This window comes from Nocardia callitridis (assembly GCF_039543305.1).
In the GTDB taxonomy this organism is placed as follows: Bacteria; Actinomycetota; Actinomycetes; order Mycobacteriales; family Mycobacteriaceae; genus Nocardia; species Nocardia callitridis.
Window position 1 is genome coordinate 69,894 of sequence record NZ_BAABJM010000008.1, and the last position, 13,855, is coordinate 83,748.

Sequence of the window (13,855 nt, forward strand, 5' to 3'; positions counted from 1 at the left end):
CAGCGCCTCGGGCATCGGCTGATCCCAGCTCGATCCCGGCGCCGGCGCGCTCTCACGCTGCTGCTCGTCGTTCTTGTCTCGGCGCCAGCCCTTGCGGCGCTTCTCCTGCGGACGCTCGCCCTCGGCGGGACGGTTCTTGAAGCGACCGAGCCCTCGGCTCGACCGCTCTTCGATCAGGTCGTCGTGCGGCAGATTCTCGACCGGGGCCTCGTAACCGACCTGTGCGACGTCGCTCGTGACATCACTTTCGGATAGCCACGGCGGCAGCATGGGGAGGCCGTCGTTGTTGCGGCTCACGCATCCCCCTTTTCTACGGCTGCTCCAGCTGTGCTCGACCCATACCAGGACGGCGTCAGTTTACGCGACCGTGCCGGGGTGTCGTGGGTCAGGCCCGCCGCCGCCACAACGGTGTTCGTGTGCGCGATCCATCCTCGCTCGGCGGGGCGAAACATCGGACAACACCCCGTGTCGAGCGGTATAACAGGAGGCATTTTTGCCCGATCAGGGTGGTGCCGGTAGTCTTGTGCGGCGGTGCACCGACGCGCCGAGCTGTTCGCGTGCGATCGGTCGGGTACGAGACCGGTTGGGGCCTTCATGGCCCTGTTCACCCGAACAGAGACAAGGCAAACAAACCAGGTTCATCGTAACCGGGATCGCGGAGGACATGGCGAAGAAAGACGGGGCCATCGAGGTCGAGGGTCGAGTTGTCGAGCCGCTGCCCAATGCGATGTTCCGGATCGAGCTCGAGAACGGACACAAGGTTCTCGCGCACATCAGCGGAAAGATGCGCCAGCACTACATTCGCATCCTTCCTGAGGACCGTGTGGTCGTCGAGTTGTCGCCATACGACCTGTCGCGCGGCCGGATCGTCTACCGCTACAAGTGAATTCGTGTCGACGCAAGTCGACGACACCGCCGGGTACGAGCCCGGTGTCGAAGCCGAGTTCGGCGAGAAAGTTCGTCAGAACTCACCGAGAAACTTCCCCAGTCGTCGGGCTGGGGAAAAACTGTGTTCACACCCGTGTGAGCCACAACAAGATTGGACGGACGTGAAGGTTCAGCCGAGCGTCAAGAAGATCTGCGAGAAGTGCAAGGTGATCCGCCGTAACGGGCGAGTCATGGTGATCTGCGACAACCAGCGCCACAAGCAGCGTCAGGGCTGATTGTCGGCGGCGCGTGTAGTCGTGACGACCTGATCGTCATCGACGGCGCCGCAGCTCACCACCGGGCACCGATCACTGATCGGCTTGGCCACAAGAACGCGAGGGGTCTCCACCCTTCGCGAAGCAGAAACTCCCAGCTCCAGCCGCACGCTGCGGATTCCGGGTTCGCCCGGGGGCGTGTGCGCCTACCACCGGACCGGAGGCCGGTGCCCCACCAGACGAGGGGACGGACAGGGAGCAGACCTCCGCAACAGTGAAGGAACATGCCGCATGGCACGTCTCATGGGCGTTGATCTCCCGCGCGAAAAGCGCATGGAGATCGCGCTGACTTACATTTTCGGCATCGGCCGTACCCGCTCCAAGGAGATCCTCGCGGCGACGGGCGTCAGCCCCGACCTGCGTTCGAAGGATCTCAGCGACGAAGAGGTCGCGCAGCTGCGTGACTACATCGAGGGTTCCACCCTCAAGGTCGAGGGCGATCTGCGCCGCGAGGTGCAGGCCGACATCCGTCGCAAGATCGAGATCGGCTGCTACCAGGGTCTGCGCCACCGTCGTGGCCTGCCCGTGCGTGGCCAGCGCACCAAGACCAACGCGCGCACCCGCAAGGGCCCGAAGCGCACCGTCGCAGGCAAGAAGAAGTAGGGGATAACCGATGCCTCCCAAGACTCGGGCCTCCGGCCCCAAGAAGTCGCAGAAGTCGCGCCGCAGGGAAAAGAAGAACGTCCCGCACGGCCACGCACACATCAAGAGCACGTTCAACAACACGATCGTGTCGATCACCGACCCGTCCGGCAACGTCATCTCGTGGGCATCCTCGGGTCACGTCGGCTTCAAGGGCTCGCGCAAGTCGACCCCGTTCGCCGCGCAGCTCGCCGCCGAGAACGCTGCCCGCAAGGCGCAGGAGAACGGCGTCAAGAAGGTCGACGTGTTCGTCAAGGGCCCCGGTTCGGGCCGCGAGACCGCGATCCGTTCGCTGCAGGCCGCTGGCCTGGAGGTCGGCACGATCAACGATGTCACTCCGCAGCCGCACAACGGCTGCCGTCCGCCCAAGCGGCGTCGCGTCTAGCGGGAAAGGAATAGCGAAAAATGGCTCGTTATACAGGCCCCATCACCCGCAAGTCGCGTCGTCTGCGCGTCGATCTCGTCGGCGGCGACCAGGCATTCGAACGTCGCCCCTACCCGCCCGGCCAGCACGGCCGGGCGCGGATCAAGGAGAGCGAGTACCTGCTCCAGCTGCAGGAGAAGCAGAAGGCTCGCTTCACCTACGGCATCATGGAGAAGCAGTTCAGCCGGTACTACAAGGAGGCCAACCGCCTCAAGGGCAAGACCGGTGACAACCTGCTTCGCCTGCTGGAATCCCGGCTGGACAACGTGGTGTACCGCGCGGGTCTCGCGCGCACCCGTCGGCAGGCTCGCCAGCTGGTCAGCCACGGCCACTTCCTGGTGAACAACCGGTCGGTCAACGTCCCCAGCTTCCAGGTGACCCAGTACGACATCATCGATGTCAAGGAGAAGTCGCTGGGCACGCTGCCGTTCCAGGTGGCGCGCGAGACCATCGGCGACCGTCCCTCGGTCGGCTGGTTGCAGGTGATCCCCGGTCGGCTGCGGATCCTGGTCCACCAGCAGCCCGAGCGCGCTCAGATCGATGTGCCGCTGCAGGAACAGCTGATCGTCGAGTACTACTCGAAGTAATCGGCTGCGCCACTGGTGTGCGCGCTCGGCGACGAGCGCGCACACAACCCCTAGAACGAGGCGTCAAATAGCGGGCGCCCAAACAGGAGGATGATCCTAAATGCTGATTTCACAGCGTCCGACGTTGACCGAAGAGGTCGTCGCGGAGAACCGCTCGAAGTTCACCATCGAACCGCTCGAGCCGGGTTTCGGCTACACCCTCGGCAACTCGCTTCGGCGTACCCTGCTGTCCTCGATTCCGGGGGCCGCGGTCACGAGCATTCGTATCGACGGCGTGCTGCACGAGTTCACCACCGTCCCCGGCGTGAAGGAAGATGTCACCGACATCATCCTGAACCTCAAGGGTCTGGTCGTGTCCTCGGAGGAGGACGAGCCGGTCACGATGTACGTGCGCAAGCAGGGCCCGGGCACCGTCACCGCCGGTGACATCGTGCCGCCGAGCGGCGTCGTGGTGCACAACCCGGACATGCACATCGCCACCCTGAACGACAAGGGCAAGCTGGAGATCGAGCTCGTTGTCGAGCGCGGTCGCGGCTACGTTCCCGCCGTGCAGAACAAGGCCTCCGGTGCCGAAATCGGTCGGATCCCAGTGGATTCCATCTACTCGCCGGTGCTCAAGGTGACCTACAAGGTCGAGGCGACCCGTGTCGAGCAGCGCACCGACTTCGACCGGCTCATCCTGGACGTGGAGACCAAGAACTCCATCAGCGCGCGGGACGCGCTCGCTTCGGCGGGCAAGACCCTGGTCGAGCTCTTCGGCCTGGCCCGTGAGCTGAACGTCGAAGCCGAAGGCATCGAGATCGGCCCCTCACCGGCCGAGGCGGACCACATCGCCTCCTTCGGTCTGCCGATCGAGGACCTGGACCTCACCGTCCGGTCCTACAACTGCCTCAAGCGCGAGGGTGTGCACACGGTGGGTGAGCTCGTCGCCCGCACCGAGTCGGATCTGCTCGACATCCGTAACTTCGGCCAGAAGTCCATCGACGAGGTCAAGGTCAAGCTGCACGCGCTCGGCCTCTCGCTCAAGGACAGCCCGGCGTCGTTCGACCCGTCCACCGTGGTGGGTTACGACGCGAGCACCGGAACGTGGAGTGACAACGGCACGTTCAGTGACACCGACGGCGGCGAGCAGGACTACGCCGAAACCGAACAGCTCTAGGCCGTTCGGGGTGTAGGCACCCCGGATCCGGCCTTTATGACACAGGAGAACCACAATGCCTAAGCCCAAGAAGGGTGCCCGCTTCGGCGGGTCGGCGTCGCACCAGAAGGCGATTTTCGCCAATCTGGCGACGGCGCTGTTCGAGCACGGTCGGATCACGACCACCGAGTCCAAGGCCAAGGCGCTGCGCCCCTACGCCGAGAAGCTTGTCACCAGGGCGAAGGGCGGCAGCTTGGCCGACCGTCGCGAGGTGCTCAAGGTGATCCGCAACAAGGACGTCGTGCACGAATTGTTCGCGGAGATCGGTCCGTCGTTCGAGGGTCGCGAGGGTGGCTACACCCGCATCATCAAGACGGTGCCCCGCAAGGGTGACAACGCGCCGATGGCGATCATCGAGCTGGTCCGGGAGAAGACCGTGACCAACGAGGCCGACCGCGCACGTCGGGTCGCCGCGTCCCAGCAGCCCGAGGCGCCTGCCGCCGAGGTCGTCGAGGCCGAGGCTCCCGACGAGGTTGTCGCCGAGAGCGCCGAGTCGGACACCGAAGCCGACGCCAAGGCCGACGACAAGGCATGAGTTCACCGCGCGTGCGTTTGTTCGCACGCGCGCAAGCATCGAGCGAGCCCGCCACCTGTTCTCCGGGATGGCGGGCTCGTTCGTTCGTTCAGGAGGACGGTGTGTCGGTGCAGGATTCGACCGCGGCGACGGCCGTGCCGCCGGTTCGGGTGCGGCTCGAGATCGCTTATGACGGAACGGATTTCGTCGGTTGGGCTCGTCAACCCGGCCTACGGACCGTGCAGGGGCTGCTGGAGGAGGCGCTGAGCAAGGTATTGCGCGAGCCGATTCAGTTGACCGTCGCAGGGCGCACCGACGCGGGTGTGCACGCCGAGGGCCAGGTCGCGCATTTCGACACGATGTCCTTCGGTGTCGCGGCGTCGGACGTGGAGCGCCTCGGTGTTGCGGGACGGGACCCCGGGCGTTCCGACACGGTGTCCGAGTACGGAACCGGAAGCGCAGGCCGATCAACGGTCGGCAAGCGCGGCGCTACCCCGCAGGACGTCGCCGGGTTGGTCCGGCGCATGGCGCGGTTCCTGCCGAAGGATGTGCGTATCACGGATGCCACGCTCGCACCGCCTGACTTCGATGCGAGGTTCTCGGCGATTCGGCGCCATTACATCTACCGGCTCACCACGGCCGCCTACGGCGTTGACCCACTGCGCGCGCGCAGCGTGGTCGCCTGTCGGCCGGGAGTGGATGTCGAGGCGATGCGTGCCGCCTCGCGAAAGCTGTTGGGGTTGCACGATTTCGCGGCGTTCTGCCGGCGAAGGGAAGGCGCGACCACCGTCCGTGAGCTGCAACGGTTCGACTGGGAGCGCGACGGCGATCAGCTCACCGCGCTGGTGAGCGCCGACGCGTTCTGTTGGTCGATGGTGCGCAGTCTGGTCGGCGCCGTGCTCGCGGTGGGGGAGGGGCGTCGCACGCCGGAGTGGGTCGGTGGGCTTGTGCACGAGACCACGCGGTCGAGCGCCGTCACGGTGGCTCCCGCCCACGGACTTAGCCTGATATCGGTCGACTATCCCGCGAACACCGACCTTGCCGCGCGCAACGCGCAGACGCGGGAAATGCGGACGGTCCCCGCGACGGACGAAGGCTGTTGCGGTAGTTGAACTTCGCGCGCCGGCGGAATACCGATCCTCGCGGAGTGGTTCACTCGAAGCATGGCACTCAACGGTCTCGGACAATTCGGAGTATGGCGCGGCAGCTACCAGGCCTTCAGTGCGGAGGACGCGCGTGAGCTGGAGCAACTGGGCTACGGCACGTTGTGGATCGGCGGCTCGCCGCCCGCTGATCTGCCCGGTGTCGAGACGTTGCTGGAGGCTACGGAATCGATCGTCGTCGGTACGAGCATCGTGAATATCTGGACCGCCCCGGCGAAGCAGGCCGCCGAGGCCTTCCACCGGATCGAGGCGCGCTTCCCCGGCCGTTTCCTGCTCGGCGTCGGCGCGGGGCATCCCGAGGCGAACACCGACTACCGCAAGCCCTACGACGCGCTGGTGGAGTACCTGGACGAGTTGGACGCGGCGGGCGTGCCGAAGCAGAGCCGAGCACTGGCCGCGCTGGGCCCCAAGGTACTGAAGCTGTCCGCGGACCGCACAGCGGGCGCGCTGCCGTACCTGACCACGCCGGAGCACGCCACGGTCTCCCGTGAGGTCGTGGGGCCGCATGCCCTGGTGGCGTCCGAACACAAGGTTGTGCTGGATACCGACGCCGAACGGGCGCGCGCCACCGCACGGCCCAGGATCGAGTTCTACCTGAACCTGCGCAACTATCGCGCCAACCTGCTGCGGCTCGGCTTGTCGGAGGAAGACCTCGTCAAACCGGGCAGCGCTCTTTTCTATGACGCGGTGCTCGCCCACGGTGACGCGCAGACCATCGCCGCCAGGCTGCGTGAGTACCTGACCAACGGCGCCGACCACGTGGCGATTCAGGTGGTCGAACCCGACGAGGGGCCGACCCTGCGCGCATTGGCGCCGTTGCTGACCGGATCCTGAGCGGGGTCTTGCGCGCCTTGCACCGGGAATTTCGGTGTAACAGCATGTTTGACGGAACATGACGCTCAGCAGTTTCGGAAAATTCGGTGTGTTCCGCAGCGGCCACGACGAGTTCGGTGCGGCACAGGCGCGCGAGCTGGAACAGCTCGGGTTCGGCGCTTTCTGGCTCGGCGGATCCGCGCCGAGCGACCTGCTCTGGGTTCAGCCGCTACTGGAAGCGACGGAAAGGGTCGTCGTCGGTGGCCGCGCCGTCATCGATAGGCATGACGAGTGTTCGGGGGACGGGCACGGCGGGGATGATCGCCCTAAGGGAATGTTAGGAAGCGCCGCGGGTGGTTCCGTTCGGCTGTGACTGCCGACACACTGGCTTTCGGCGATGCGATGAGGCGTCGGATGGAGGAGAGTCAGTGACAACCACCAAACCCACGAGCGAGCGCCGGGTCATCGCGAACGTGCTGCGCGGATCGATCGGCAACCTGATCGAGTGGTACGACTGGTACGTCTACGCGGCGTTCAGTGTGTATTTCGCGAATACCTTCTTCCCGCAAGACGATGCGACGGCGCAGTTGCTCTCGACCGCGGCGGTATTCGCGGTCGGGTTCCTGATGCGCCCGATCGGCGGTTGGGCGCTGGGCCGGTATGCCGACAAGTTCGGCCGCCGCTCCGCGCTGACCCTGTCGGTGACGGTGATGGCCGCCGGTTCGCTGCTGATCGCGGTGACGCCGGGCTTCCAGACCATCGGCATCGCCGCGCCGGTCATCTTGTTGCTCGCGCGACTGTTACAGGGTCTGTCGGTCGGCGGTGAATATGCCACCAGCGCGACGTATTTGTCGGAGGTGGCTTCGCCGGGTAAGCGCGGGTTCTATTCGAGCTTCCAGTACGTGACCCTGGTGGCGGGACAACTTGTCGCGCTCGGCGTGCAGATCGTGCTGCAACAGTTCCTCGACAACGACCAGATGAACAACTGGGGCTGGCGCATCCCGTTCGTGATCGGCGCGGTGGGTGCGCTGGGGGTGATGTGGTTGCGGCGCGGGATGGACGAGTCCGAGCAGTTCCGCGCGGTCGAGGGAAAGGCGAAACAGGCGGGCGAGCAGGAGAAGTCGCGCGGTTCGCTGCGCATCCTGCTGCAATACCCGAGGGAATGCCTGCTGGTGGCCGGACTGACCCTGGGGGGAACCGTCGCGTTCTACACCTACACCACCTATATGCAGAAGTTCATGATCAATACCTCCGGCATCCCGAAATCGACGGTCGCGTGGATCAATTTCATCGCGCTGCTGGTGTTCGTGATTCTGCAACCCTTGGTCGGTGCGCTCTCGGACAAGGTGGGACGACGCAAGCTGCTGATCTTCTTCGGCGTCGGCGGCACCGTGCTCACCGTGCCGATCATGACCGTGCTCGCGCACACCAGCAATCCGGTCGGCGCGTGGGCGCTGATGATGCTGGCCCTGGTGGTGGTCAGCGGCTACACCTCGATCAACTCGATCGTGAAGGCCGAACTGTTCCCGACCGCGATCCGCGCGCTCGGAGTCGGGCTGCCGTACGCGTTGACGGTCGCGATCTTCGGTGGCACCGCCGAGACGATCGCGCTGGCATTGAAGAAGGCGGGCCACGAGTCCGTGTACTTCTGGTATGTGGCGGTATGTGTGGCGATTTCACTGGTCACGTACTACTTCATGCGGGAGACCTCGCATCGTTCGCCGATCGATGACGAACTGTCCGACGAATCCGCCGCGCGCGGCGATACCGCCGCCGCCAGGTGATGAACCCGCTGCCGGTGCCGTCGGAGGGGGCGGCATCGAGGCGGCGGTGCACGGGCGCACGCGCACAGGCGCGCGTGGCCGACCGCCCGGCACCCGCGCCGATCCTCGGCTTGTGCGAGGATCGGCGTGTGCGGCTTGCGGTGGTCGAGGACGACGACGGCGTCGGCGACGCATTGGTGGAAGCGCTCAACGCGCGCGGTTATCGGGCCGATCGGATGCGGCGCGGCGCGGATCTGTTGACCGCGCATTCCGGCTACGACGCGGTGATCCTCGATCTCGGCCTGCCCGATTGCGACGGTCTGGTGGTGTTGCGACAGCTGCGCGAGGTCAGCGCCGTACCGGTGTTGATCCTCACCGCGCGCAGCGACGAACGCACCATCGTGCGCGGCCTGCGCGGCGGTGCCGACGATTACGTGGTGAAGCCGCCGCGGATCGCGGAGATGATCGCGCGACTGGAAAACGCCATGCGCAGGGCCGAGCAGCCAGCCAGACGCGCGAATCCCGTTGTGCGGACCGGCGATGTCCGCGTCGACCTCGCCGCGCACACCGTCGAGGTGGCGGGCCAGCCGATCACGTTGACCCAGAAGGAATTCCAGTTGGTGGCCGCGCTTGTCGTGCGGCCGGGCGCCGCGGTGAGCAGGCAACAGTTGATGGATCGGATCTGGGGTGACGCCTTCGTCACCGTGTCACGGTCGTTGGATGTGCACATGACCGGCCTGCGGGCGAAACTCGGTCGGCCGGGACTGATCACGACGATTCGCGGCTACGGGTATCGGTGGGGGCAGTGACGGGGCGTGCGCGCCCACCGGCCGAGGACATGCCGTGCGGCGTCGACTGCTCATCGCGCTGACGGCGTTCGCGGTCTTGGCCGTGTTCGGGTTCGCGGTGCCGCTGGCCTCGACGGTGGCGACCAGTCGCACCCAGCAGTTGCTGCTCGCGCGCTCCGGTGACGCCGATCGGTTCGCCACCCTCGCCGATGCCGCCGGTGGTGACCGTCGAGGACTCGACGACGAGGTGCGGCGCTATCACGAGTTGTACGGCGACAACGTGCTCGTGGTGGATGCCAGGGGCGCGTTGACGGTGAACGCGGGGGTCGACCTGACCGACCCCGGCATCGCCTCCGCCGTTGCGGCGGCTCGACGCAACCAGCGCCCGCAGGTCGTGCGCCAGTTGACGCCGTGGGGCGCGGCCTCGATGTTGGTGACGCGGCCGGTGGGAACCGGAGTCCAGGTGAACGGTGCCGTGGTGATCGAGGCCTCGACCGCGAATGCGCGGGCCGATATCGCACGCGCGTGGGCGTGGACGGCGTTGGGGGCTGTCGCGGCGATGGTGGTGTGTACGTTGCTCGCGCTCACCGTGAGCCGGTGGGTTCTACGACCGCTCGCCGCGCTGTCGGGTGCGGTCGCGGAACTGGCCGCCACCCTGCCCAAACCACGCGGGCACGCGGACAGGCCGCACGCGCGGTCGATCACCCGTCGGTACGGCGGTCCGCCGGAGATGCGCGCGGTCGCGGAGTCGTTCGACGCGATGGCGTTCGCGGTCGCCGATTCGGTGGACGCGCAACGTCAACTCGTCGCCGATACCGCGCATGCCATGCGTAACCCGTTGGCGGCGTTGACCATTCGATTGGATTCATTGGAGCCCGCGATCCCCGAGAACGCGGCGAACACCTTCCGCGGCGCGAGCGCCGAGGTGGAGCGGTTGACGCTGCTGCTGGACGGCCTGCTGACGCTCGCCGTCGCCGAGACACCGACGGCATTCCCTGCCGAGCACGCCGAACACGCCGAACACGCCGAACACGCCGAACAGCACTGCGATGCGGCGCAGGTGGTCGCCGATCGCCTCGACGCGTGGAGTGCGGCCTACGCTTCGGCGGGGCAACGCCTGGTGCTCGACGCGCCGAGTGCGGCCGATGTGCTGGTCTCGGCGGAGGTGCTGGCGCAGATACTCGATGTGCCGCTGAGTAATTCGTCGCGTTACGCGGGCCCCGCCGCGACCACGACGATGCGCGTGATGACGACACCGGAGTGGGTCACCATCACGGTCGTCGACGACGGGGTCGGCGCGGCCCCCGAGGAGATCGACAAACTGACCACTCGCTTCTTCCGAGGTTCCTCGGCCGCATCGGGCGGTTCCGGGCTCGGCCTGCCGATCGCGGTGACATTGGCTCGCGCACACGGCGGCGATGTCACCGTGAAACCGGCTTTACCGCATGGTCTTTCGATCGACGTGCGGCTACCGGCGAGGGCGCGTTGATGATGGCTTCTGGTGGCGAGTGTGGGAACGCAAGCAGACACCTGTCGTTTCGGTCGGTACGGGAATGACAGGGGGGCGACGACGATGAACCGTAGGCGATTGCTGATGTTGGGTGCGGCAGGGGCGGTGCTCGCGGGGTGTGCGGACGGGTCGAGCCGCACGCCGGTGCGGTTGGCGGCGGGGGAGGCGGGCGGTTTTTATCACGCGTTCGCCGGGTTGGTGGTCGCGGCGGCCGAGCGTGCGGGGAAGGTGCGTATCGAACGGTTGACCACGTCGGGGTCACGGGAGAACTTGCGGCTGCTGGCGGATGGGCGCGCGGATGTCGCACTGACACTGTCGGATTCGGTGGGTGAGGCTACGTCGGGTGCGTTCGCGTTGGGTCGCGTGTATGAGAACTATCTGCAACTGGTGGTGCGCGCGGACAGCACGGTTCGTGCGGTGGGCGACCTACGGGGGACCAGGGTGAGTCTCGGGGCGGATGGGTCCGGTGCCGCGTCGACTGGCGCGCGGATGCTGTGGGCGGCCGGGCTCGATCCCGCGAACGATGTGGTGGCTTCGCATCATCCGCTCGAGGTCGCGGTGCGGGCGTTGGCCGCCGGTGAGATCGATGCGCTGCTGTGGGCGGGCGGGGTGCCCACCCGCCTGTTCGATATCCCCGCCCGTATGCGCCTGGTGAGCATCGGCGAACTGACCGGGCCGATGCGCGAACGCTTCGGACCCGCTTACGATCACGTCCAGATCCCCGCCGACGTGTACCCCGGCGGCGCGGCGGTGCAGACGATCGGGGTGGCCAACCTCCTGCTCGCTGCCGCGTCCCTCGGGCAAGCCCAGGCTGCCGCGATCGTGGAATTACTCCTGTACGAAGCGGATTCGCTGGTCCCGAACGAGGCCGCGGGGACGCAATTTCTGGACGGACGTTCGCTGATCACCACCGGTTCAGTGCCGTTGCACCCTGGCGCGGCCGCTGTTTATCGCGAATGGCACGGGTGAGATGGCCTGCCGACTGGTTGCCCATGTCGTGGGCCGGGCGACTCGTCCGGTTCGGCTGTCGCGGCGGGTACCGATCCGGTCCGACGGCAGTTCCGGTCAGGAGCGCACCATGCGGGCGATAGCGTCGGTGGCCTCTTTGATCTTGGCGTCGGCTTCCGGGCCGCCCGCGATCGCCGCGTCGACCACGCAGTGGCCGAGGTGGTCTTCGAGCAGGCCGAGGCCGACGGCTTGCAGCGCCTTCGTCATCGCGGAGACCTGCGTGAGTATGTCGATGCAGTACTTTTCCTGCTCGACCATCCGTTGCAGGCCGCGCGCCTGACCCTCGATCCGACGCAGCCGCTTGAGGTAGTCGTCTTTCCCGGTGATGTAGCCGTGTGTCGCGTGCTCGGCGGGAGCCTTGACCTCAGACAGCTCGGCCTCGGGCAGCTCGGCTTCGGGTAGTTCGTCGACGGGCACGGTGGTCGTGAGCTCGTCGGTGTCGGTTTCCTTGCTTGCCACCGATTTCTCCTCTGCCGCTGTGCTCGGTCGGGTACTGCCGTGGTACTGGGGGACGGGACGCTGGGCGGGCGCCGCGTCAACTGCGATCGCGTGGGTTGCACGGTGTCTTGGGTGGCCCGCTCGCGACAGCCGCCACGCATCTGATACCCCCTCAGGGTACATCGGCCCGTGTCGGTTGTCAGGCTGCGGCATGGTCCGCCGTGCACGCGCGGTCAAAAGTACAGCAGAATCACGGTATGGGTTCTCGCAGCAGGGCCGCGCTCGCCGTGATCGGCGGCAGCGGGTTCTACGACTTCTTCGACAATCAGGCCACCGAGATCGAACCGACCACGCCCTACGGTGCCCCGAGTGCGCCGATCGCGGTCGGCGAGGTGGCGGGGCGGCCGGTGGCCTTCCTGCCGAGGCACGGCAAGGGGCACGAGTTCTCCCCGCACACCGTCCCGTACCTGGCCAATATGTGGGCACTGCGTTCGCTCGGTGTGCGCAGGATCTTCGCGCCGTGCGCCGTCGGTAGCCTGCGCACCGACTGGGGGCCCGGCACCATCGCCGTGCCCGATCAGCTGGTGGACCGCACCTCGGGACGTGCGCACACCTATTTCGACGGCGGCGGTATCCATGTGTCCTTCGCGGATCCCTACTGCGACGAATTGCGTTCCACTGTCCTCGAATCCGACGCTCCCGGCGACTTGCCGGTACGTGCGGGCGGCACCATGGTGGTCGTCGAGGGGCCGCGCTTCTCCACCAGGGCGGAGAGCCGATGGTTCGCCGCGCAGGGGTGGGACCTGGTGAACATGACAGGACACCCCGAGGCCGTGCTCGCCCGAGAGCTCGAGATGTGTTACGCCGCAGTGGCATTGGTGACCGATCTGGACGCCGGTGTGGAACATGGCGACGGTGTGCACGCCACCGATGTGTTCGCCGAGTTCAAGCGCAATCTCGGACCGTTCAAGGATTTGATCCGTAGATCGATCACAGCCGTCGAGGGCACCGAGTCCTGCGACCGCTGTCAGGTGCACGCTGGCATCTCGCTGCCGTTCGAGCTGCCGTAACGCCGGGATCGGTGCGGCAGCGGTTCGCACGTGCGGCGTGTTCGCGTCGGTAGGCAAGTGCCCTTCGGGCGGTAACCGGCGCGGTTAAACTCGCGCGATGGACACTCCGTTGCGGCTCGAGATTATCGTCGGCAGTGTGCGACCTGGACGATTCGCACCGGTCGTGGCGGAGTGGTTTCTGCGCACGGCCCGCGCGCACACCGAATTCGACACGGGCGTCCTCGATCTCGCCGAAACCGGATTGCCGACCGACCTCACCGATACCGAGGAGACCGCGGCCTTCCGCGCTCGGCTCGACGCCGCCGACGCCTTCGTCGCGGTCACCTCGGAGTACAACCATGGCTATCCCGCGTCGCTGAAGACGGCGTTCGACAGCGCCAAACACGAATGGCGGGCCAAGCCGATCGGGTTCGTCTCCTATGGCGGGCTCGCGGGCGGTGTGCGTGCTGTGGAACAACTGCGCCAGGTGGTCGCCGAGATTCACATGGTCTCGATTCGCGAGACGGTCAGTTTCCACCGGGCCAAGAAGCGATTCGACGAACACGGCGAAACCGAAGACGGCGCGGCCATCGACGCCGCTGAACGGCTACTGACTCAACTCGCCTGGTGGGCACAGGCTTTGCGGGTCGCGCGAGCGAGCCAACCGTATCCCGGTAGTCGCGCGTAGGTCGAACGGGAAACAGCGCCGCCGAAATACCCACTCGCTCGGCATATTCGACAGCGGCGACCCGCCCG

17 protein-coding genes are annotated in these 13,855 nt (G+C 66.6%); 16 read left to right on the forward strand and 1 reads right to left on the reverse strand.

All coding sequences use genetic code 11. The features are described from left to right. Nucleotides 1-664: 664 nt before the first annotated feature. The 14 genes from infA to ABEA50_RS28025 all read left to right on the forward strand — a co-directional run bounded on the left by infA (nucleotide 665) and on the right by ABEA50_RS28025 (nucleotide 11,573). Nucleotides 665-886, forward strand: a complete 222-nt coding sequence (gene infA / locus ABEA50_RS27960) for a translation initiation factor IF-1 (protein ID WP_003418601.1) — start codon at nucleotides 665-667, stop codon at nucleotides 884-886. A gap of 163 nt (nucleotides 887-1,049) precedes the next feature. Beyond that, complete coding sequence (gene rpmJ / locus ABEA50_RS27965) at nucleotides 1,050-1,163, forward strand: 50S ribosomal protein L36 (protein ID WP_345499263.1); 114 nt, start codon at nucleotides 1,050-1,052, stop codon at nucleotides 1,161-1,163. Between the two features lie 270 nt (nucleotides 1,164-1,433). Further along, the gene (gene rpsM, locus ABEA50_RS27970) at nucleotides 1,434-1,805 is read left to right on the forward strand and encodes a 30S ribosomal protein S13 (RefSeq protein WP_345499265.1); all 372 of its coding nucleotides are present in this window, start codon (nucleotides 1,434-1,436) and stop codon (nucleotides 1,803-1,805) included. A gap of 10 nt (nucleotides 1,806-1,815) precedes the next feature. Beyond that, nucleotides 1,816-2,229 (forward strand): 30S ribosomal protein S11, encoded by a 414-nt coding sequence (gene rpsK / locus ABEA50_RS27975; protein WP_345499266.1) that lies wholly within the window; start codon nucleotides 1,816-1,818, stop codon nucleotides 2,227-2,229. Nucleotides 2,230-2,249: 20 nt separating this feature from the next. Continuing rightward, nucleotides 2,250-2,855 (forward strand): 30S ribosomal protein S4, encoded by a 606-nt coding sequence (gene rpsD, locus ABEA50_RS27980; protein ID WP_345499268.1) that lies wholly within the window; start codon nucleotides 2,250-2,252, stop codon nucleotides 2,853-2,855. Nucleotides 2,856-2,955: 100 nt separating this feature from the next. Beyond that, nucleotides 2,956-4,014, forward strand: a complete 1,059-nt coding sequence (locus tag ABEA50_RS27985) for a DNA-directed RNA polymerase subunit alpha (RefSeq protein ID WP_345499269.1) — start codon at nucleotides 2,956-2,958, stop codon at nucleotides 4,012-4,014. Nucleotides 4,015-4,069: 55 nt separating this feature from the next. Further along, a complete protein-coding gene (gene rplQ, locus ABEA50_RS27990; protein WP_345499271.1) occupies nucleotides 4,070-4,588 on the forward strand; it encodes a 50S ribosomal protein L17 in 519 nt (172 codons plus the stop codon). 149 nt (nucleotides 4,589-4,737) lie between these two features. Continuing rightward, nucleotides 4,738-5,679 (forward strand): tRNA pseudouridine(38-40) synthase TruA, encoded by a 942-nt coding sequence (gene truA, locus ABEA50_RS27995; RefSeq protein ID WP_345499554.1) that lies wholly within the window; start codon nucleotides 4,738-4,740, stop codon nucleotides 5,677-5,679. A 51-nt stretch (nucleotides 5,680-5,730) separates the two neighbouring features. Further along, nucleotides 5,731-6,564 carry an LLM class F420-dependent oxidoreductase gene (locus ABEA50_RS28000; protein ID WP_345499273.1) on the forward strand — a complete coding sequence of 278 codons (834 nt, stop codon included), beginning with the start codon at nucleotides 5,731-5,733 and terminating at the stop codon, nucleotides 6,562-6,564. Nucleotides 6,565-6,622: 58 nt separating this feature from the next. Beyond that, entirely contained in the window at nucleotides 6,623-6,916 is a 294-nt protein-coding gene (locus tag ABEA50_RS28005; RefSeq protein ID WP_345499274.1) for a hypothetical protein, read from the forward strand. A gap of 55 nt (nucleotides 6,917-6,971) precedes the next feature. Continuing rightward, nucleotides 6,972-8,327: an MFS transporter gene (locus ABEA50_RS28010; protein WP_345499276.1), complete on the forward strand. Its 1,356-nt coding sequence runs from the start codon at nucleotides 6,972-6,974 to the stop codon at nucleotides 8,325-8,327. A gap of 128 nt (nucleotides 8,328-8,455) precedes the next feature. Further along, nucleotides 8,456-9,115 carry a response regulator transcription factor gene (locus tag ABEA50_RS28015; protein WP_345499278.1) on the forward strand — a complete coding sequence of 220 codons (660 nt, stop codon included), beginning with the start codon at nucleotides 8,456-8,458 and terminating at the stop codon, nucleotides 9,113-9,115. Nucleotides 9,116-9,149: 34 nt separating this feature from the next. After that, a complete protein-coding gene (locus ABEA50_RS28020) occupies nucleotides 9,150-10,583 on the forward strand; it encodes a sensor histidine kinase (protein ID WP_345499279.1) in 1,434 nt (477 codons plus the stop codon). Nucleotides 10,584-10,667: 84 nt separating this feature from the next. Beyond that, entirely contained in the window at nucleotides 10,668-11,573 is a 906-nt protein-coding gene (locus ABEA50_RS28025; RefSeq protein WP_345499280.1) for a TAXI family TRAP transporter solute-binding subunit, read from the forward strand. Between the two features lie 96 nt (nucleotides 11,574-11,669). On the opposite strand, the gene ABEA50_RS28030 is transcribed toward ABEA50_RS28025, so the two are convergent. Further along, nucleotides 11,670-11,984: a metal-sensitive transcriptional regulator gene (locus ABEA50_RS28030; RefSeq protein WP_345499555.1), complete on the reverse strand. Its 315-nt coding sequence runs from the start codon at nucleotides 11,982-11,984 to the stop codon at nucleotides 11,670-11,672. 323 nt (nucleotides 11,985-12,307) lie between these two features. On the opposite strand from ABEA50_RS28030, the gene ABEA50_RS28035 reads away from it, so the two are divergent. After that, on the forward strand, nucleotides 12,308-13,120 hold the full coding sequence (locus ABEA50_RS28035; RefSeq protein ID WP_345499281.1) for an S-methyl-5'-thioadenosine phosphorylase: 813 nt from the start codon (nucleotides 12,308-12,310) through the stop codon (nucleotides 13,118-13,120). Between the two features lie 97 nt (nucleotides 13,121-13,217). Beyond that, complete coding sequence (locus ABEA50_RS28040) at nucleotides 13,218-13,787, forward strand: NADPH-dependent FMN reductase (protein ID WP_345499283.1); 570 nt, start codon at nucleotides 13,218-13,220, stop codon at nucleotides 13,785-13,787. Nucleotides 13,788-13,855: the final 68 nt, after the last annotated feature.

Bases quoted from the DNA above. Each gene is read 5' to 3' on its own strand.
- ABEA50_RS28040 (WP_345499283.1), top strand. From the start codon at position 13,218: ATGGACACTCCGTTGCGGCTCGAGATTATCGTCGGCAGTGTGCGACCT.
- rpsM (WP_345499265.1), top strand. From the start codon at position 1,434: ATGGCACGTCTCATGGGCGTTGATCTCCCGCGCGAAAAGCGCATGGAG.
- rpsD (WP_345499268.1), top strand. From the start codon at position 2,250: ATGGCTCGTTATACAGGCCCCATCACCCGCAAGTCGCGTCGTCTGCGC.
- ABEA50_RS28000 (WP_345499273.1), top strand. From the start codon at position 5,731: ATGGCACTCAACGGTCTCGGACAATTCGGAGTATGGCGCGGCAGCTAC.
- ABEA50_RS28005 (WP_345499274.1), top strand. From the start codon at position 6,623: ATGACGCTCAGCAGTTTCGGAAAATTCGGTGTGTTCCGCAGCGGCCAC.
- ABEA50_RS28025 (WP_345499280.1), top strand. From the start codon at position 10,668: ATGAACCGTAGGCGATTGCTGATGTTGGGTGCGGCAGGGGCGGTGCTC.
- ABEA50_RS27985 (WP_345499269.1), top strand. From the start codon at position 2,956: ATGCTGATTTCACAGCGTCCGACGTTGACCGAAGAGGTCGTCGCGGAG.
- infA (WP_003418601.1), top strand. From the start codon at position 665: ATGGCGAAGAAAGACGGGGCCATCGAGGTCGAGGGTCGAGTTGTCGAG.
- rpsK (WP_345499266.1), top strand. From the start codon at position 1,816: ATGCCTCCCAAGACTCGGGCCTCCGGCCCCAAGAAGTCGCAGAAGTCG.
- ABEA50_RS28035 (WP_345499281.1), top strand. From the start codon at position 12,308: ATGGGTTCTCGCAGCAGGGCCGCGCTCGCCGTGATCGGCGGCAGCGGG.
- rplQ (WP_345499271.1), top strand. From the start codon at position 4,070: ATGCCTAAGCCCAAGAAGGGTGCCCGCTTCGGCGGGTCGGCGTCGCAC.